Genomic DNA, 19,852 nt, shown 5'->3' with positions numbered 1-19,852 from the left:
GCAAGCTCCCTCGCCACGGGTTTTATGTGCGGCATAAAAAAGCCCCGCGCTTCTCTCGAAGGCGGGGCTTTTGGGTGACGTTCGGTCAGAACAGATCGATCGGCGCCGCTTCGTCCGCCGGCAATGGGCTGCCTGGCGCTACGCCGTTGCCCAGCTCGTTGACCGAGGGCGGTGTGTCTTCGCTCTTGAACAGTTCGAAGTACGCGCCTGGCGTGCCTGGCGTGGCGGCGCGGCCGCTGACCGGGTCGACCCGCAGGCTGAGGATGCCTTCCGGTTCAGGTTGGGTGTGCGGCGGCTTGTCCTTCAGGGCGGCGCCCATGTAGCTCATCCAGATTGGCAGCGCCACGGTGCCGCCGAACTCACGGCGACCCAGGCTTTCGGGCTGGTCGAAACCGGTCCAGACGGTGGTCACGTAATCGGCGTTGTAGCCGGAGAACCAGGCGTCCTTGGATTCGTTGGTGGTGCCGGTCTTGCCCGCCAGGTCAGTACGGCCCAGCGCCAGGGCTCGGCGGCCGGTGCCGAGCTTGATGACGTCCTGCAACATGCTGTTGAGGATGTAGGTGGTGCGGCCGTCAACGATGCGTTCGGCGATGGCCGGTGCCTGCGGTACGGCAGGGGCGGTGGTCGCTTCGCCGCCCGTTGCATTCACCGTGAACGTCTCGGTGGCAGGCGCGGCGACGCCATCGCTGGCCAGGTCGCCGGCAGGAACCCGTGGCGGGTTGGCGACGAACAAGGTTTCGCCGTTGCGGCTTTCGATCTTGTTGATGATGTACGGCGTGACCTTGTATCCGCCGTTGGCGAAGGTGCTCCAGCCGGTGGCGATTTCCATCGGTGTCAGGGTCGCGGTACCCAGGGCCAGGGACAGGTTGCGCGGCAGGTCCTGCTTGTTGAAGCCGAACTTGCTGATGTAGTCGATGGTGCGGTCCACGCCCAGGGCCTGCAGCAGGCGGATCGACACCAGGTTGCGGGACTTGTACAGCGCTTCGCGCAGGCGGATCGGGCCGAGGAAGGTATTGGTGTCGTTCTTCGGCCGCCAGACCTTGTCCAGGTATTCGTCGACAAACACGATCGGCGCATCGTTGACCAGGCTGGCGGCGGTGTAGCCGTTATCCAGCGCAGCACTGTAGACGAACGGCTTGAAGCTCGAGCCCGGTTGGCGCTTGGCCTGCAAGGCGCGGTTGTAATTGCTCTGCTCGAAAGCGAAGCCGCCCACCAGCGAACGGATCGCGCCGTCCTGAGGGTCGAGGGACACCAGCGCGCCCTGGGCGGCCGGGATCTGGCTGAACTTGAGCGAATTGTCCGGCTGGCGCTGCACCCGGATCAGGTCGCCGACCTGCGCCACGTCCGAAGGCTGGCGAGGATTGGCACCCATGCTGTTGGTGTTGAGGAACGGACGGGCCCATTTCATGGTGTCCCAGGCCACGTGCTCCTCCGACTCGCCATTGCGCGTCAGAACCTTGATGCCGTCCTTTTCCACCTGGGTGACGATTGCCGGTTCCAGGCTGCTGATGGTGCGCTGCTTGGTCAGCTCCAGTGCCCAGGCTTCCTTGGTCTTGCCTGGCAGGCGCGACTCGGGGCCACGGTAGCCGTGGCGCTGGTCATACGTCATCAGGCCTTCGTGCAGCGCAGTGTTGGCCATTTCCTGCAAATTGCTCGGCACCGTGGTGGTGACGCGGAAACCTTCCGTATAGGCGTCGCTGCCATAGCGCCCGACCATTTCGGCCCGGGCCATCTCGGCGATGTACGGCGCGTTCACTTCCGGCGTCGGCACGTGATAACTGGCGTTCAAAGGCTCGTTGATCGCGGCGGTGTAGTCGGCTTCGCTGATCTTGCCGAGCTTGTACATGCGCCCCAGGATCCAGTCGCGACGTTCTTTGCTGCGCGCCGGGTTGGCCAGTGGGTTGAAGCGCGACGGCGCCTTGGGCAGGCCGGCGATCATGGCCATCTGCGCCAGGCTCACGTCGCGGATCGACTTGCCGTAATACACCTGCGCGGCCGCCTCGATGCCATAGGCGCGGTTGCCCAGGTAGATCTTGTTCACGTACAGCTCGAGGATCTCGTCCTTGGTCAGCTGTCGCTCGATCTGCAGGGCCAGGAGAATTTCGGTGGTCTTGCGCGAGAAGCTGCGTTCGCTGGTCAGGAAGAAATTCTTGGCGACCTGCATGGTGATGGTGCTGCCACCAGACTGGATGTGGCCACTCTTGACCAATTGGCTGGCGGCGCGCATCAGGCTGCCCGGATCGACGCCATAGTGGTTGGCGAAGTTGTCGTCTTCAGCACTTAGTAACGCATTGATGAAATTGGGCGGAATGTCGGCGAAACGGATCGGTGTGCGACGCATTTCGCCAAATTCGGCGATCAACTTGTTGTCGCTGCTGTACACCCGCAAAGGAATCTGCAACTGAATACTTCTCAGCGCCTCCACGGACGGCAATCCCGGACTAAGGTAAAGAAACGCACCGCTCAGACCCAGGAGCAGTCCGCAGAAAACGGCGACGATGGACCATCCGAAAAATTTCAGCAGACGAATCAAGGCTTTTGGATATCCAGGCAAAGAATGAAAAAGGCGCCAGGTGCAGGGAAGGACCCGTGCTTGCAACAAAGCGAAAAAAACGCTGGGCATTATAAGCATTTTTTTTCGTCGGGAACGCCATCCGGACGTCCGTCGGACCGGGAGGATTGAACGCAACGCATATTAGAGAGTCCGTAACTCACGGATAGTCATAGGGAATTGGTAGTGCTACGACTCTTCAATAAAAAAGCCCACGGGCTTTTGGGTATCGACATCAGCTCGACATCGGTCAAGCTGCTCGAGTTGAGCCGCCAGGGCGACCGATACCGCGTCGAGTCCTATGCGGTCGAACCGCTGCCGGCCAACGCAGTGATCGAAAAGAATATTGCCGAGCTCGAAGGGGTGGGCATGGCGTTGTCGCGGGTGCTCGACAAGGCCCGGACGCCCTTGCGCAACGTGGCAGTCGCGGTTGCAGGGTCGGCAGTCATCACCAAGACCATCGAGATGGATGCCGGGTTGTCAGAAGATGACATGGAAAACCAGCTCAAGATCGAGGCCGACCAATACATTCCTTATCCACTGGATGAGGTGGCGATCGATTTCGAGGTGGTGGGCGCTTCCCCCCGCAGCGCCGAGCGGGTCGAAGTGCTGCTGGCAGCTTGTCGAAAGGAAAACGTCGAAGTCCGCGAAGCCGCACTGGGGCTTGCCGGGCTGACGGCTCGCGTGGTCGATGTGGAGGCCTACGCGCTGGAGCGCGCCTTTGGCCTGCTCGCCACGCAACTTGCCGCGTCCCAGGAGCGACTGACCGTGGCGGTCGTCGACATTGGCGCCACCATGACCACGCTCAGCGTGTTGCACAATGGCCGCATCATTTATACCCGTGAGCAGTTGTTCGGGGGGCGCCAGCTTACCGAGGAAATCCAGCGTCGCTATGGCCTGACGCCAGAGCAGGCCGGCCTGGCGAAAAAGCAGGGCGGTTTGCCCGACGATTATCTCGGCGAGGTGCTGCAGCCGTTTCGCGAGGCGTTGGTGCAGCAAGTGTCGCGTTCGTTGCAGTTTTTCTTCGCTTCGGGTCAGTACAGCGCGGTGGATCACATCCTGTTGGCGGGCGGCACTGCGTCGGTCGCCGGCCTGGACCGGCTGATCGAGCAGCGCCTGGGCACGCCAACCCAGGTCGCCAACCCGTTTACCAACATGGCCCTGAGTAGCAAGGTCAACGCCGGTGCCCTGGCCAGCGATGCGCCGGCGCTGATGATCGCCTGCGGGTTGGCCCTCAGGAGTTTCGACTGATGGCGCGGATCAACCTTCTTCCCTGGCGCGAGGAGCTGCGCGAAGAACGGCGCAAACGCTTTTTGCTGGCGTTGGTGGGCGCGCTGGTGGGCGCGGTGGGCTTGACCTTGATTGCGGTCCAGTACCTGAACAGCCAGATCGACTATCAGACAGCGCGCAACGGTCACGTCCGTGACCAGATCGCAATTCTGGACGAGCGCATCCAGCAGATCAGCGAACTGAAGGCCCGTCGACAGCAACTGCTGGAACGCATGCGCATCATCCAGGACTTGCAGGGCAACCGTCCGGTCAGTGCGCGGATTTTCGATCAACTGGCGCGGGCCCTGCCGGACGGGGTCTATTTCACCGAAGTGAAAATGGAAGAGGGCATGCTATCCATCCAGGGTGTCGCGCAATCCAACAACCGGGTCTCGGACCTGATGCGTAACCTGGATTCGTCAGACCTGTTCGATGCCCCCAGCCTGACGGAGGTCAAGGCCGCCACGGCGGGCCAGCCCGACCAGGCCAGCGTCTTCCAACTGACGGTTCGCCAGACCCGTCCTGCCGACGCGGAGGGTGGCCAATGAAAGCCGGAGAATGGCTGGACGCGCTGCGCAAGATTGACTTCAGTGACCTGGATACCAATAACGTTGGCTCCTGGCCGGCGCCGATCAAGTGGCTGGCCGGAATATTGCTGGTACTGCTGGTGTTGGGGCTGGGCTATAACTTTGCCTTGAGTGACCTGCAAAGCCAGTTGCAGCAGGTGCGCGAGGAGGAAAATACCCTCAAGGCGCAATTTGCCGGCAAGGCCCACATGGCGGCGAACCTGGAACGCTATATCGAACAGATGAAGCAGATGGAAACCTCTTTCGGCGTGCTGCTGCGGCAACTGCCCAGTGACACCGAGGTGCCGGGCTTGCTGGAGGACATCACCCGCACCGGCCTGGGCAGCGGCCTGGAGTTCGAAGAGATCAAGTTGCTGCCGGAGGCCATCCAGCCGTTCTACATCGAATTGCCCATCCAGATCACGGTGACGGGCGGTTATCACGACCTGGCAACGTTCGTCAGCGGCGTCGCGGGACTGCCCCGCATCGTCACGCTGCATGATTTCGAAATCGCCCCCGTGGAGCCCGGCGCGGGGACGAAGCTGCGCATGAGCATCCAGGCCAAGACCTACCGGTACAACGAGCAGGAGACACAGCCATGAGGCTGGTCTATCGCATGGGCCTGCTGGCCGGGCTGCTTGCGCTGGCCAGTTGCAACAGCGGCGACGGTTTCAGCGACCTGGATGCCTACATGAACGAAGTACGCCTGCGTCCGCCCGGCAAGATCGAGCCCACACCTACCTTCAGGCCAGGCGAAACCTTCACCTACAGCGCCGCCAACCTGCGTAGCCCGTTTTCTCCGCAGGTCCGCGTAGACCAGGCCGACCGGCAACAGGGCTCGCGCAATGTCAGGCCCGATCCCAACCGGACGAAGCAGTACCTGGAGGGCTTCAATATCGAGCAGTTTGAAATGGTCGGCACGATCTCCAACGCCAGTGGCTCGTTTGCGCTCCTGCGAGGTGCGGGCGGGGTGCATCGACTGAAGGTCGGTGACTACCTGGGGCGCAACGATGGGCGAATCGTCGCCATCAGCGCCACCCAGGTCGATGTGGTCGAAATCGTTCCCGATGGCCAGGGCGCCTGGCTGGAGCGACCACGGACCATTACTTTGAAAGAGCACTCATAGTGGAATTCGAACAATGAACAGGATTTTTTCAGCCCTCGGTATTTCGCTATGGATAGCGCTGTTGTCGCCGATGGTTCATGCGGCCAGCCTCAAGACGCTGGATGTGGCGGCGCTGCCGGGGGATCGTGTCGAGTTGAAGCTCAGCTTCGACGGGCCGCCGCCGACGCCCCGGGGCTACACCACCGAGCAACCGGCCCGTATCGCCCTGGACCTGCCCGGCGTGACCAATCGGTTGGCCAGCAAGAACCATGATCTTGGCGGGGGCAATGCACGCAGTGCCACCGTGGTCGAGGCGGGGGACCGGACCCGGCTGATCATCGGCCTTACGCAACTGGCGCCGTACGACACCCGGATCGAAGGCAACAACCTGTTCGTCGTGGTTGGCAAGGGAACCGCCCGCCAGGCCGCTGCACAGGCTCCGCGTCCTGCGGTTGCCAGCGCCGCGCCTGCCAGGGCCGCTGCGCCAGCCGGCAAGGCGATCCGAGGCGTGGACTTTCAGCGCGGCACCCAGGGCGAAGGCAACGTGGTAATCGACTTGTCCGATCCTTCCATTGCCCCGGACATCCAGGAGCGCGAAGGCAAGATCATCCTCAATTTCCCCAGGACCCAATTGCCCGAACCATTGCGGGTACGCCTGGACGTCAAGGACTTCGCCACGCCGGTGCAGTTCGTCAATGCCAGTGCCGGTTCCGACCGCGCCACCATCAGCATCGAGCCCAGTGGCACCTTCGATTACTCCACCTACCAGACCGACAACAAGCTGACCGTCAGTGTCCGGCCCATGACGGTCGAAGACCTGCAGAAACGCAACAGCGACCGCGCGGCCTATAGCGGCGAGAAGTTATCGTTGAATTTCCAGGACATTGAGGTGCGCTCGGTGCTGCAACTCATCGCCGACTTCACCAACCTGAACCTGGTGGCCAGCGACACCGTGCAGGGCGGCATCACCTTGCGGTTGCAGAACGTGCCGTGGGACCAGGCGCTGGATCTCGTGCTCAAGACCAAGGGGCTCGACAAGCGCAAGGTGGGCAATGTGCTGCTGGTGGCCCCGGCGGATGAAATTGCCGCACGCGAACGCCAGGAGCTGGAATCCCAGAAACAGATCGCCGATCTGGCACCGCTGCGGCGTGAGCTGTTGCAGGTCAACTATGCCAAGGCAGCCGACATCGCCAAGCTGTTCCAGTCGGTCACCAGTGCCGAGGCGAAGGCGGATGAGCGCGGCACGATCACGGTCGATGAACGCACCAACAACATCATTGCCTACCAGACCCAGGACCGACTCGACGAGTTGCGCCGGATCGTGGCGCAGTTGGACATCCCGGTGCGCCAGGTGATGATCGAGGCGCGGATCGTCGAGGCCAACGTCGATTACGACAAGAGCCTGGGCGTGCGCTGGGGAGGCTCGGTGCAGAACAAGGGCAACTGGAACTCTTCCGGTGTCACGACAGGCGACTCCACGACCATCGGTACGCCGGGCAGCACCAGCACCAACCAGCCTTTCGTCGACCTCGGGGCGTCAGGCAACACCTCCGGGATCGGCATCGCCTTCATTACCGACAACGTGTTGTTGGACCTGGAGCTGACGGCCATGGAAAAAACCGGCAACGGGGAGATTGTCTCCCAGCCCAAGGTGGTGACTTCTGACAAGGAGACCGCGAAAATCCTCAAGGGCACGGAAATCCCCTATCAGGAAGCCAGCTCCAGCGGCGCAACTTCGGTGTCGTTCAAGGAAGCCTCGCTGTCGCTGGAAGTCACGCCGCAGATCACGCCGGACAACCGCATCATCATGGAGGTCAAGGTCACCAAGGATGAGCCCGATTACCTGAACAAGGTGCAGGAGGTTCCGCCTATTAAGAAGAACGAGGTCAATGCCAAGGTGCTGGTCAACGATGGCGAGACCATTGTGATTGGCGGCGTTTTCTCAAATACTCAGAGCAAAGTTGTAGATAAGGTGCCATTTCTTGGCGATGTGCCGTATCTTGGCCGCCTTTTCCGGCGTGATGTGGTTTCGGAGAAAAAATCCGAGCTGCTGGTATTTCTCACTCCGCGTATCATGAACAACCAGGCGATTGCTGTGAGTCGTTGATTCTGTGCGAAATTTGATTCTTGTTGGGCCGATGGGGGCTGGAAAAAGCACCATCGGTCGTTTGCTGGCCAAAGAGCTGCGCCTGCCTTTCAAAGATTCCGACAAGGAAATTGAATTGCGCACGGGCGCCAATATCCCATGGATCTTCGATAAAGAAGGCGAGCCGGGTTTTCGGGACCGTGAGCAGGCGATGATCGCCGAGCTGTGTGGTTTCGAGGGCGTGGTGTTGGCGACAGGCGGTGGCGCAGTGATGCGCGAAGCCAATCGTCGGGCGCTTCATGCTGGCGGACGAGTGGTCTACCTGCATGCTTCCGTCGAACAGCAGGTGGGTCGAACTGCCCGTGATCGCAACCGGCCGCTGTTGCGTACCGCCGATCCGGCCAAGACCTTGCGCGACCTGCTGGAGCTGCGTGACCCGCTGTATCGGGAAATCGCCGACCTGGTCATCGAAACCGACGAGCGGCCACCACGGATGGTGGTGCTGGAAATCCTCGATCGCCTGCAACAACTGCCTCCCCGTTAATGCGTGGCGCGAAATGCGCTATCCTCGGCGTCCCGCCTTGGCTCGTCCGGGGCGTGGCGGATGGCCATTAACTGGCGCCACGGCAGGCACCGTTGACTTTCGTTAATAAGCAGGCAGGACGCCTGATTTCATCTTCACTGTGGGGACACATGCAGACACTTAAGGTCGACCTGGGCGAGCGCAGCTACCCGATCCATATTGGCGAAGGCTTGCTGGACCAGCCCGAACTGCTGACACCGCACATCGCCGGGCGGCAAGTCGCGATTATCTCCAACGAAACCGTCGCCCCTTTGTATCTGGAACGCCTGGCTCGCAGCCTGTCGGCCTATTCGGTCATTTCCGTGGTGTTGCCGGACGGCGAGGCCTTCAAGAACTGGGAAACCCTGCAACTGATTTTCGACGGTCTGCTGACTGCACGGCATGACCGCCGCACCACCGTGGTCGCCCTGGGCGGCGGCGTGATCGGCGACATGGCCGGTTTTGCCGCGGCTTGCTATCAGCGCGGTGTCGATTTCATCCAGATCCCCACCACGTTGCTGTCCCAGGTCGACTCGTCGGTGGGTGGCAAGACCGGCATCAACCATCCGCTGGGCAAGAACATGGTAGGCGCGTTCTACCAGCCCAACGTCGTGTTGATCGACACCGCGACGTTGAAGACTCTGCCGGCCCGTGAATTGTCCGCAGGCTTGGCCGAGGTCATCAAGTACGGTCTGATCTGCGACGAGCCGTTCCTGGGCTGGCTCGAAGAAAATGTCGACCGCCTGCGTGCGCTGGACCAGGCCGCCCTGACCTATGCCATCGAGCGCTCCTGTGCAGCCAAGGCTGCCGTGGTGGGTGCCGATGAGCGCGAATCGGGCGTGCGCGCCACGCTCAACCTGGGCCACACCTTCGGCCACGCCATCGAAACCCACATGGGCTATGGCGTCTGGTTGCATGGCGAGGCGGTTGCCGCGGGCACGGTCATGGCCCTGGAAATGTCTGCGCGCCTGGGGTGGATCAGCGAGCAGGAGCGCGATCGTGGGATCCGCCTGTTCCAGCGGGCCGGGCTGCCGGTCGTTCCGCCCGAGGAGATGAGCGAGGCGGATTTCCTTGAACACATGGCAATCGACAAAAAAGTGATCGACGGTCGTCTGCGTCTGGTGCTGCTGCGCCGCATGGGCGAAGCGGTAGTGACCGACGATTATCCGAAAGAGGTTCTACAGGCCACGCTGGGAGCGGACTACCGCGCCCTGGCTCAGCTTAAAGGTTAATGAGATTCCGATGACTAGTTTGCATGCCGACGAGGCTTTCCTCGGCCATTTTCAGTTGAGTCACGACCCTTTTGCACCACGGGTCCCGGGCTTCAAATTCTTTCCAGCCCAGCGCAAGCCGGTATTGGGCCAGTTGCATCACCTTGCGCGCTACAGCCAGTTGCTGTTGGTCGTCACCGGCCCCCAGGGCAGTGGCAAGACGTTGTTGCGCCAGGCCTTGGTGGCCAGTACCAACAAACAGTCCGTGCAAAGCGTGGTGGTATCGGCCCGTGGCGCCGGCGACGCAGCCGGCGTGTTGCGTCAGGTCGCCCAGGCGCTGAATGTCGCCCAGGCGGAGATCGGTGCGATCCTCGACCAGATCGTCCAGCTGGCATTGACGGGGCAGGAAGTCTATCTGCTGGTGGACGATGCCGAGCAGCTCGACGAATCAGCCCTGGAAGCCCTGCTGGCCCTGGCTGCCGGTGCACCGGAAGGTCGTCCCCATGTGTTTCTGTTCGGGGAGTCGTCGCTGATCGCCGAACTGGACCAACTGAACCTTGAGGAAGAGCGCTTCCACGTCATCGAACTGGCGCCCTACACCGAGGAAGAAACCCGTGAATACCTGGCCCAGCGTCTTGAGGGCGCCGGCCGGGGTATCGAACTTTTCACCGCAGATCAGATCTCTGAGATTCACGAAAGCTCTGACGGTTGGCCTGGCAACATCAACCAGGTGGCCCGAGATGCTCTGATCGAAATCATGATCGCCAGCCGCTCAGCGGTGAAGCGTCCAAGTATGGGGTTCAACATGCCGAAGAAACACGTATTGGCGATTTCCGCCGTGGTCGTGGTCGCGGTCGCCGCCGCCTGGCTGATGCCGGGTCGCAACAAGACGCCCACCACCGGCGCACCTGCCAACGAACAGGCACAGTTGCCTCTCGGTCAGGGCACGCCGCAACCCAACGGTGGCGCCCCGGCGGTGGAATTTGCAGGTAATACCCAGCCGATGCCGCTGCCGCTGGTCGGCAACTCGCAACCGGTCATGCGCGGCCCCCTGGCTGAAGCAGCAGGCGGAATCACCGAGGGCGACGACGGCGCAGCGCCGCCGATCGACGACAGCAGTGATACGCCGCCAACCGTGACCACCACCTCGCCTCCCACGGGCGTGCCGGCCGGTCCGGCTCCAACGCCAGTGCCTACGCCGAACGCCAAGCCAACTGCCAAGCCGACCCCGGCGCCTACCCAGGTCGCCACCGCCAAGCCTGCTCCGACCCCTGCGCCTGCCGCCAAGCCGGCGCCCGCGCCTGCGACCAAGCCAGCCGCCACCCCAGCCAAGGCCGCAGGCGGTAGCTGGTACGCCGGCCAGGCACCCGGCAACTACGTAGTGCAGATCCTCGGCACCAGTTCCGAAACCGCTGCGCAGAACTTCGTCAAGGAGCAGGGCGGCGAGTACCGTTATTTCAAGAAAGTGCTTAACGGCAAGCCACTTTACGTCATCACTTATGGCAGCTTTGCCAACCGTGACGCAGCCGTTTCCGCCATCAAGGCCTTGCCAGCGAAGGTTCAGGCTGGTAAACCTTGGCCTCGCACTGTCGCCAGCGTCCAACAGGAACTGGCTGCAACTCGCTGATGATTCGGCGGCCTTACCCAGGCCGCCTCTCCCGGCAACCTCAACATTTCCGCAAGGGCGGGCGACCTTTCAGGCCGCGCGCCTTGTGGTGTCTGCGTCACAGTAGCGTTTGAGTCGTAGCGGTCGAACCCAAAAAAGTTTTGACTAGCACAGCATATAGCTTTAAACCTTTCACAAATGCGACATGGATTTGCGACAGTTCGTCGTCAAATTTGTGAGCCTCTGTGTCGGTGTGTACAATGACCTCCCTTTTGCCCCCGCAAAGCTGGCGTACGTTCGGCGCGGAACGCAACTGGTTGAATTGAAAAGAAATTTGCCTCGATAAGAGGCAGCCTGGTGAGAAAGTGTCTATGAAAGCAGGTCTGTACCAACCAGATGAATTCAAGGATAACTGCGGTTTTGGCCTGATAGCCCATATGCAGGGCGAGCCCAGTCATACCCTTTTGCAAACGGCCATTGAGGCCCTGACCTGCATGACCCACCGTGGTGGGATCAACGCCGACGGCAAGACCGGTGACGGTTGTGGCTTGCTGATTCAAAAGCCGGACGAATTCCTGCGTGCCATCGCCCAGGAAACGTTTGGCGTGACCCTGCCCAAGCAGTACGCCGTGGGCATGGTGTTTTTCAACCAGGACCCGGTGAAGGCACAGGCCGCTCGCGAAAACATGAACCGCGAGATCCTGGCCGCCGGCCTGCAGCTCGTCGGCTGGCGCAAAGTGCCGATCGACACCAGCGTCCTCGGTCGCCTGGCTCTTGAGCGCTTGCCGCTGATCGAGCAGGTGTTCATCGCTGGTGAAGGCCTGAGCGACCAGGACATGTCGATCAAGCTGTTCAGCTCCCGTCGTCGTTCGTCCGTGGCCAACGCCGCCGACACCGACCACTACATCTGCAGCTTTTCCCACAAGACCATCATTTATAAAGGCCTGATGATGCCGGCGGACCTCACCGCCTTCTATCCAGACCTGAGCGACGAGCGCCTGAAAACCGCGATCTGCGTGTTCCACCAGCGCTTCTCCACCAACACCCTGCCGAAATGGCCGCTGGCCCAGCCATTCCGCTTCCTCGCCCACAACGGCGAGATCAACACCATCACCGGCAACCGCAACTGGGCCCTGGCTCGTCGCACCAAGTTCGCCAACGACTTGATGCCGGACCTCGAAGACCTTGGCCCGCTGGTCAACCGCGTCGGTTCGGACTCCTCGAGCATGGACAACATGCTCGAGCTGATGGTGACCGGCGGCATCGACCTGTTCCGTGGCGTGCGCATGCTTGTTCCGCCAGCCTGGCAGAATGTCGAGACCATGGACCCGGACCTGCGCGCTTTCTACGAATACAACTCCATGCACATGGAGCCGTGGGACGGCCCGGCCGGTATCGTCATGACCGACGGTCGCTACGCGGTGTGCCTGCTCGACCGAAACGGCCTGCGCCCGGCACGCTGGGTCACCACGGCCAACGGGTTCATCACCCTGGCGTCGGAAATCGGTGTCTGGAACTACCAGCCCCAGGACGTCATCGCCAAGGGCCGCGTAGGTCCGGGCCAGATCTTTGCGGTGGACACCGAGACCGGTCAGATCCTCGACACCGACGCGATCGACAACCGCCTCAAGTCCCGTCATCCGTACAAGCAGTGGCTGCGCAAGAATGCCCTGCGCATCCAGGCGACCATGGAAGACAACGACCACGGTTCGGCCTTCTACGACGTCGATCAGCTCAAGCAGTACATGAAGATGTACCAGGTGACGTTCGAAGAGCGTGACCAGGTACTGCGTCCGCTGGGCGAGCAGGGCTACGAAGCGGTCGGTTCCATGGGCGACGACACGCCGATGGCCGTGCTGTCGCAGCGCGTGCGCACGCCGTACGACTACTTCCGCCAGCAGTTCGCCCAGGTGACCAACCCACCGATCGACCCGCTGCGCGAAGCGATCGTGATGTCCCTGGAAATCTGCCTGGGCGCCGAGCGCAACATTTTCCAGGAGTCGCCGGAACATGCTTCGCGGGTGATCCTCAGCTCGCCGGTCATTTCCCCGGCCAAGTGGCGTTCGCTGACCAACCTCGATCGTCCTGGCTTCGAACGTCAGGTCATCGACCTGAACTACGACGAAAACATCGGCCTGGAAGCGGCGATCCGCAACGTCGCCGACCAGGCTGAAGAAGCCGCGCGCGCCGGGCGTACCCAGATCGTGCTGACCGACCGTCACATCGCTCCGGGCAAACTGCCGATCCACGCCTCGCTGGCCACCGGCGCGGTGCACCATCGCCTGACCGAAAAAGGCCTGCGCTGCGACTCCAACATCCTGGTGGAAACCGCCACCGCACGCGATCCGCATCACTTTGCGGTGCTGATCGGCTTTGGCGCCTCGGCGGTCTATCCGTTCCTGGCCTACGAAGTGCTGGGCGACCTGATCCGTACCGGTGAAGTGCTGGGCGACCTCTACGAGGTGTTCAAGAACTACCGCAAGGGCATCACCAAGGGCCTGCTCAAGATCCTCTCGAAGATGGGCATCTCGACCATCGCCTCGTACCGTGGCGCGCAATTGTTCGAGGCCATCGGCCTGTCCGAAGAAGTCTGCGAGCTGAGTTTCCGTGGCGTACCGAGCCGCATCAAGGGGGCGCGTTTCGTCGACATCGAAGCCGAGCAGAAAGCCCTGGCCGCCGAAGCCTGGAGCCCGCGCAAGCCGATCCAGCAAGGCGGCCTGCTGAAGTTCGTCCACGGTGGCGAATACCACGCCTACAACCCTGACGTGGTCAACACCTTGCAAGCGGCTGTGCAACAAGGCGACTACAGCAAGTTCAAGGAATACACGTCGCTGGTAGACAACCGTCCGGTGTCGATGATCCGCGACCTGCTCAAGGTCAAGACTCTCGACACTCCATTGGACATCAGCGAGATCGAACCACTGGAATCGGTGCTCAAGCGCTTCGATTCAGCGGGTATCTCCCTCGGCGCCTTGTCCCCGGAAGCCCACGAAGCCCTGGCCGAAGCCATGAACCGCCTCGGTGCGCGTTCCAACTCCGGTGAAGGCGGCGAAGACCCGGCGCGCTACGGCACCATCAAGAGTTCGAAAATCAAGCAAGTGGCCACCGGCCGCTTCGGCGTGACGCCGGAGTACCTGGTCAACGCCGAAGTGCTGCAGATCAAGGTTGCCCAGGGCGCCAAGCCCGGCGAAGGCGGTCAACTGCCCGGCGGCAAGGTCAACGGCCTGATCGCCAAGCTGCGTTATGCGGTGCCTGGCGTGACCCTGATCTCGCCACCGCCGCACCACGACATCTACTCGATCGAAGACTTGTCGCAACTGATCTTCGACCTCAAGCAGGTGAACCCGAAGGCGCTGGTCTCGGTAAAACTGGTGGCGGAAGCCGGCGTCGGCACCATTGCCGCTGGCGTGGCCAAGGCCTATGCCGACCTGATCACCATCTCCGGCTACGACGGCGGCACCGGTGCATCGCCGCTGACCTCGATCAAGTACGCTGGCGCGCCGTGGGAACTGGGGCTGGCGGAAACCCACCAGACCCTGCGTGGCAACGACTTGCGCGGCAAGGTCCGGGTGCAGACCGACGGTGGCCTGAAGACTGGCCTGGACGTGATCAAGGCCGCCATCCTCGGCGCCGAGAGCTTCGGCTTCGGCACCGCGCCGATGATCGCCCTGGGCTGCAAATACCTGCGCATCTGCCACCTGAACAACTGCGCCACCGGCGTGGCGACCCAGAACGACAAGCTGCGCAAGGACCACTACATCGGTACCGTCGACATGGTGGTGAATTTCTTCACCTACGTGGCCGAAGAAACCCGCGAGTGGCTGGCAAAGCTGGGCGTACGCTCGCTTGAAGAGTTGATCGGCCGTACCGATCTGCTGGAAGTGATCGAAGGCCAGACCGCCAAACAGCAGCACCTGGACCTGACCCCGTTGCTGGGCAGCGATCTGATTCCGGCCGACAAGCCCCAGTTCTGTCATGTCGACCGCAACCCGCCGTTCGACAAGGGCGAGCTGGCCGAGAAGATGGTCGACATGGCCGCTGCGGCGATCAACGACCTGAGCGGTGCCGAATTCGCCCTGGATATCTGCAACTGCGACCGTTCCATCGGTGCGCGGATCTCCGGCGAAATCGCCCGCAAGCACGGCAACCAGGGCATGGCCAACGCGCCGGTCACCTTCCGCTTCAAGGGCACGGCCGGGCAAAGCTTTGGCGTCTGGAACGCCGGCGGCCTGAACATGTACCTGGAAGGCGATGCGAACGACTACGTGGGCAAGGGCATGACCGGCGGCAAGCTGGTCATCGTTCCGCCCAAGGGCAGCGTCTACCGCACCCAGGACAGTGCCATCATCGGCAACACCTGCCTCTACGGCGCTACCGGCGGCAAACTGTTCGCCGCCGGCACCGCGGGCGAGCGTTTTGCCGTGCGTAACTCCGGCGCCCACACGGTCGTGGAAGGCACCGGCGATCACTGCTGCGAGTACATGACCGGTGGTTTCGTCTGCGTGCTGGGCAAGACCGGTTACAACTTCGGCTCTGGCATGACCGGTGGTTTCGCCTACGTGCTCGACCAGGACAACACCTTCGTTGACCGGGTCAACCACGAACTGGTGGAAATCCAGCGGATCAGCGGCGAGGCGATGGAAGCCTACCGCAGCCACCTGCAACGCGTGCTGAACGAGTACGTCGAGGAAACCGACAGCGAGTGGGGTCGTGAACTCGCCGAGAACCTCGATGACTATGTGCGTCGTTTCTGGCTGGTCAAGCCCAAGGCTGCCAACCTGAAGTCGTTGCTTTCCAGCACTCGTGCCAACCCGCAGTGATATGCGCCTGAAGAGTTTGATGAGGTTTTAACAATGGCTGAACGTCTGAATAACGACTTCCAGTTCATCGATGTCGGGCGCAAGGATCCGAAGAAGAAACTGTTGCGTCAACGCAAGAAAGAGTTCGTGGAAATCTACGAGCCTTTCAAACCCCAGCAGTCGGCCGACCAGGCCCACCGCTGCCTGGGTTGCGGTAACCCGTATTGCGAATGGAAGTGCCCGGTGCACAACTTCATTCCCAACTGGCTGAAGCTGGTGGCCGAGGGCAACATCCTCCAGGCCGCCGAGCTGTCCCACCAGACCAACACCCTGCCGGAAGTCTGCGGCCGGGTGTGTCCGCAGGATCGCCTGTGTGAAGGTGCTTGCACCCTCAACGACGGTTTCGGCGCGGTCACGATTGGTTCGGTGGAGAAATACATCACCGACACCGCGTTCGCCATGGGCTGGCGCCCGGACATGTCCAAGGTCAAGCCGACCGGCAAGCGCGTGGCGATCATCGGCGCGGGCCCGGCGGGCCTCGGTTGTGCCGATGTGCTGGTGCGTGGTGGCGTCACTCCGGTGGTGTTCGACAAGAACCCGGAGATCGGTGGCCTGCTGACCTTTGGCATCCCCGAGTTCAAGCTGGAAAAGACCGTGCTGAGCAATCGTCGCGAAGTCTTCACCGGCATGGGCATCGAGTTCCGCCTGAACACCGAGGTGGGCAGGGACGTGACCATGGAGCAACTGCTCGAAGAGTACGATGCGGTCTTCATGGGCATGGGCACCTACACCTACATGAAGGGCGGCTTTGCCGGCGAGGACCTGCCGGGCGTCTACGACGCGCTGGACTTCCTGATCGCCAACGTCAACCGCAACCTGGGCTTTGAAAAGTCGCCGGAAGATTTCGTCGACATGAAAGGCAAGAAGGTCGTGGTACTTGGCGGTGGCGACACGGCGATGGACTGCAACCGCACGTCGATTCGCCAGGGCGCCAAGTCGGTGACCTGCGCCTACCGTCGTGACGAAGCGAACATGCCCGGCTCGCGCAAAGAGGTGAAAAACGCCAAGGAAGAAGGCGTGAAGTTCCTCTACAACCGCCAGCCGATCGCCATCGTCGGTGAAGACAAGGTCGAAGGCGTGAAGGTGGTCGAGACCCGTCTCGGCGAACCGGACGCCCGCGGCCGTCGCAGCCCCGAGCCGATCCCGGGCTCCGAAGAGATCATCCCGGCCGACGCCGTGGTCATCGCCTTCGGTTTCCGTCCGAGCCCGGCGCCGTGGTTCGAGCAGTTCAGCATCCAGACTGACAGCCAGGGCCGCGTCGTCGCCCCGGAACAAGGCCAGTACAAGCACCAGACCAGCAACCCGAAGATCTTCGCCGGCGGCGACATGGTCCGGGGTTCCGACCTGGTGGTGACGGCGATCTTCGAAGGCCGCAATGCGGCGGAAGGGATCCTGGATTACCTGGGGGTCTGATCAGTTCCTAAAGTTGGAATGCGATCAAAATGTGGGAGCGAGCTTGCTCGCGATGAGGGCGAAACATTCAACATTTTCGTCGACTGATCCACCGCTATCGCGAGCAAGCTCGCTCCCACAGTTGTTTGTGGTGTTGCTGAGAATTGTGTACCACCGCGACAAATTGCCCCGATAGATAAAAGGCTCGGCTCTTGCCGTGCCTTTTGCGTCGCGCTCTGAGAAAATGCCCGCACTTTTTTTCCGGATGCCGACATGACTGCCCTGAAGAACGACCGTTTCCTTCGCGCCCTGCTCAAGCAACCCGTGGACGTCACCCCCGTGTGGATGATGCGCCAGGCCGGTCGCTATCTGCCGGAATACCGCGCCAGCCGCGCCAAGGCCGGTGACTTCATGAGCCTGTGCATGAACCCGCAGTTCGCCTGCGAAGTCACGATGCAGCCGCTGGACCGCTACCCGCAGCTGGACGCGGCGATCCTGTTCTCCGACATCCTCACCATTCCCGACGCCATGGGCCAAGGCCTGTACTTCGAGACCGGCGAAGGCCCGCGTTTCAAGAAAGTGGTCAGCACCCTGGCCGACATCGAAGCGCTGCCGATTCCCGATCCGCAGAAGGACCTGGGCTATGTCATGGACGCGGTCAGCACCATTCGCCGTGAATTGAACGGTCGCGTTCCGTTGATCGGTTTTTCCGGCAGCCCGTGGACACTCGCGACTTACATGGTCGAAGGCGGCTCGTCCAAGGACTTCCGCAAGACCAAGGCGATGCTCTACGACAATCCGCAAGCCATGCACCTGCTGCTGGACAAGCTGGCGCAGTCGGTCACGTCCTACCTCAACGGCCAGATCATGGCCGGTGCGCAAGCGGTGCAGATCTTTGATACCTGGGGCGGCAACCTGTCGGCGGCGGCGTACCAGGAGTTTTCCCTGGCCTACATGCGCAAGATCGTCAGCGGCCTGATCCGCGAACACGAAGGTCGTAAAGTGCCCGTGATCCTGTTCACCAAAAACGGTGGGCTGTGGCTGGAAAGCATTGCCGAGGCCGGTGCCGACGCCCTGGGCCTGGACTGGACCTGCGATATCGGCAACGCTCGCGAGCGCGTCGGCCACAAGGTTGCGTTGCAAGGCAACATGGACCCAACGGTGCTCTACGCCAAGCCTGAAGCGATCCGTGCCGAAGTTGGGCGTATCCTGGCCAGTTACGGCAAGGGCTCCGGCCACGTGTTCAATCTCGGCCATGGCATCACGCCGGAAGTCGATCCGGAACACGCCGGCGCTTTCCTGCGAGCGGTGCATGAATTGTCGGCGCAGTACCACGATTGACGCGTAGCGGGAGCGAGCCAACTCGCTCCCGCTACTGTTCCACCCGTCTCAGGCTTTTATCTCGCCCAGCGGTGGCAACTTGGCCAGCTTCAGCGCGATCAATAGGGCGATGGTCAACAGCGAGCCGATGAACAGCCCGGTTCCGTTCCAACCACCCAAGTGCCACGCCACGCCCCCCGCCGTACCGGCGACACTCGAACCGGCGTAATAGCTGAACAAGTACAACGACGAAGCCTGTCCCTTTGCCCTGAGCGCACGCCGGCCAATCCAGCTGCTGGCGACCGAGTGTGCGCCGAAGAACCCGAAGGTGAATATCAACATGCCGATGATCACCAGCCATAGCGGCGTGAACAGGGTCAGGACAAGGCCCGCCAACATCAGCGCGATGGTCGCCCAAAGCATTTTCCGGCGCCCGAGCTTGTCAGCCATGGCGCCGACTTTCGCCGAACTGTAGATGCCCGACAGATAGACGACTGATAAAAGCCCGACAAATGCCTGATCCAACTGATAAGGCGCGGCCAGCAGGCGATAGCCGATGTAATTGAAAAGCGTCACGAATGCGCCCATCAATACGAAAGCTTCAAGAAACAACAGCGGCAACCCAGCGTCGCGAAAGTGCATGATGAACCCGTCCAGCAAGCTGCGCGGATGCAGCGACCGGGGACGGAAATTGCGCGACTCGGGGAGGATCCGCCAGAACACCGCTGCCGCGATCAGCGACAGGCCGCCAATCACCAGCATCGCGGTGTGCCAGCTGACAAAGTCGATCAACACCCCGGTGATCAGGCGCCCGCTCATGCCGCCGATGGCGTTGCCGGCGATATACAGCCCCATCGCGAGGCCAATGTGCTTGGGATGGATTTCTTCGCTCAGGTACGTCATTGCGACCGCCGCCAAACCGCTCAACGACAGCCCGACCAAGGCGCGCAACAGCAACACGCCGTGCCAGGTCGGCATCATCGCGCTGGCAATCGTGCACACCGACGCAGCGAACAGCGCCGCGACCATTACCGATTTGCGGCCGATGCGGTCGGAAATCGGACCGGTGATCAACAAGCCGACGGCGAGCAGGCCGGTCGCCACCGACAGGATCAGGCTGCTTTGCGCGGCGTTGATGGAAAACTCGTGGGACAACAACGGCATCATCGGTTGCACGCAATAGAGCAGGGCAAACGTTGCAAAGCCACCGCAGAAGAGCGCCAGCACCGTGCGCATGAACATCGGCGTGCCCTTCTCGATGTAGATGTCTTTCAATTCGGCGACGACGTCATCCTGCGCACGGGGAGGGATTTCATGGGCGAGTG

At 61.8% G+C, this 19,852-nt stretch carries 13 protein-coding genes; 11 read left to right on the top strand and 2 right to left on the bottom strand.

Annotation, left to right across the window (positions count from 1 at the left end; all coding sequences use genetic code 11):
• Positions 1-85 precede the first annotated feature (85 nt).
• Complete coding sequence (locus OC610_RS06490) at positions 86-2,530, bottom strand: penicillin-binding protein 1A (protein ID WP_264427072.1); 2,445 nt, start codon at positions 2,528-2,530, stop codon at positions 86-88.
• Positions 2,531-2,737: 207 nt separating this feature from the next.
• Here OC610_RS06490 and OC610_RS06485 point away from each other — a divergent pair, with 207 nt between their 5' ends.
• From OC610_RS06485 to hemE, 11 genes are all read left to right on the top strand, one after another.
• Entirely contained in the window at positions 2,738-3,802 is a 1,065-nt protein-coding gene (locus OC610_RS06485; protein ID WP_249876465.1) for a pilus assembly protein PilM, read from the top strand.
• On the top strand, positions 3,802-4,368 hold the full coding sequence (locus OC610_RS06480) for a PilN domain-containing protein (protein ID WP_264427070.1): 567 nt from the start codon (positions 3,802-3,804) through the stop codon (positions 4,366-4,368). Before OC610_RS06485 ends, OC610_RS06480 begins: the two co-directional genes overlap by 1 nt.
• Positions 4,365-4,988, top strand: coding sequence for a type 4a pilus biogenesis protein PilO (pilO, locus tag OC610_RS06475; RefSeq protein ID WP_264427069.1), 624 nt, complete (start codon positions 4,365-4,367; stop codon positions 4,986-4,988). Before OC610_RS06480 ends, pilO begins: the two co-directional genes overlap by 4 nt.
• 14 nt (positions 4,989-5,002) lie before the next feature.
• Entirely contained in the window at positions 5,003-5,512 is a 510-nt protein-coding gene (locus tag OC610_RS06470; protein WP_264427071.1) for a pilus assembly protein PilP, read from the top strand.
• Positions 5,513-5,525: 13 nt separating this feature from the next.
• A complete protein-coding gene (pilQ, locus tag OC610_RS06465; protein ID WP_264427068.1) occupies positions 5,526-7,598 on the top strand; it encodes a type IV pilus secretin PilQ in 2,073 nt (690 codons plus the stop codon).
• Between the two features lie 4 nt (positions 7,599-7,602).
• Positions 7,603-8,121, top strand: coding sequence for a shikimate kinase AroK (aroK, locus tag OC610_RS06460; RefSeq protein ID WP_181290818.1), 519 nt, complete (start codon positions 7,603-7,605; stop codon positions 8,119-8,121).
• A 149-nt stretch (positions 8,122-8,270) separates the two neighbouring features.
• Entirely contained in the window at positions 8,271-9,371 is a 1,101-nt protein-coding gene (gene aroB / locus OC610_RS06455; RefSeq protein WP_264427067.1) for a 3-dehydroquinate synthase, read from the top strand.
• Between the two features lie 10 nt (positions 9,372-9,381).
• Positions 9,382-10,977 carry an AAA family ATPase gene (locus tag OC610_RS06450; RefSeq protein WP_264427066.1) on the top strand — a complete coding sequence of 532 codons (1,596 nt, stop codon included), beginning with the start codon at positions 9,382-9,384 and terminating at the stop codon, positions 10,975-10,977.
• Between the two features lie 350 nt (positions 10,978-11,327).
• Positions 11,328-15,776, top strand: a complete 4,449-nt coding sequence (gene gltB, locus OC610_RS06445; protein WP_264427065.1) for a glutamate synthase large subunit — start codon at positions 11,328-11,330, stop codon at positions 15,774-15,776.
• 33 nt (positions 15,777-15,809) lie between these two features.
• Entirely contained in the window at positions 15,810-17,228 is a 1,419-nt protein-coding gene (locus tag OC610_RS06440; RefSeq protein ID WP_264427064.1) for an FAD-dependent oxidoreductase, read from the top strand.
• A 252-nt stretch (positions 17,229-17,480) separates the two neighbouring features.
• A complete protein-coding gene (hemE, locus tag OC610_RS06435; RefSeq protein WP_264427063.1) occupies positions 17,481-18,548 on the top strand; it encodes a uroporphyrinogen decarboxylase in 1,068 nt (355 codons plus the stop codon).
• A gap of 48 nt (positions 18,549-18,596) precedes the next feature.
• Here the strand turns inward: hemE and OC610_RS06430 are convergent, their stop codons facing one another.
• Complete coding sequence (locus OC610_RS06430; RefSeq protein ID WP_437127689.1) at positions 18,597-19,838, bottom strand: MFS transporter; 1,242 nt, start codon at positions 19,836-19,838, stop codon at positions 18,597-18,599.
• Positions 19,839-19,852 lie beyond the last annotated feature (14 nt).

It is taken from the genome of Pseudomonas agronomica (assembly GCF_025917275.1).
Taxonomy (GTDB): domain Bacteria; phylum Pseudomonadota; class Gammaproteobacteria; order Pseudomonadales; family Pseudomonadaceae; genus Aquipseudomonas; species Aquipseudomonas agronomica.
Note: the sequence above shows the minus strand (reverse complement) of the source record. Positions and strands in the feature narration are given on the sequence as shown.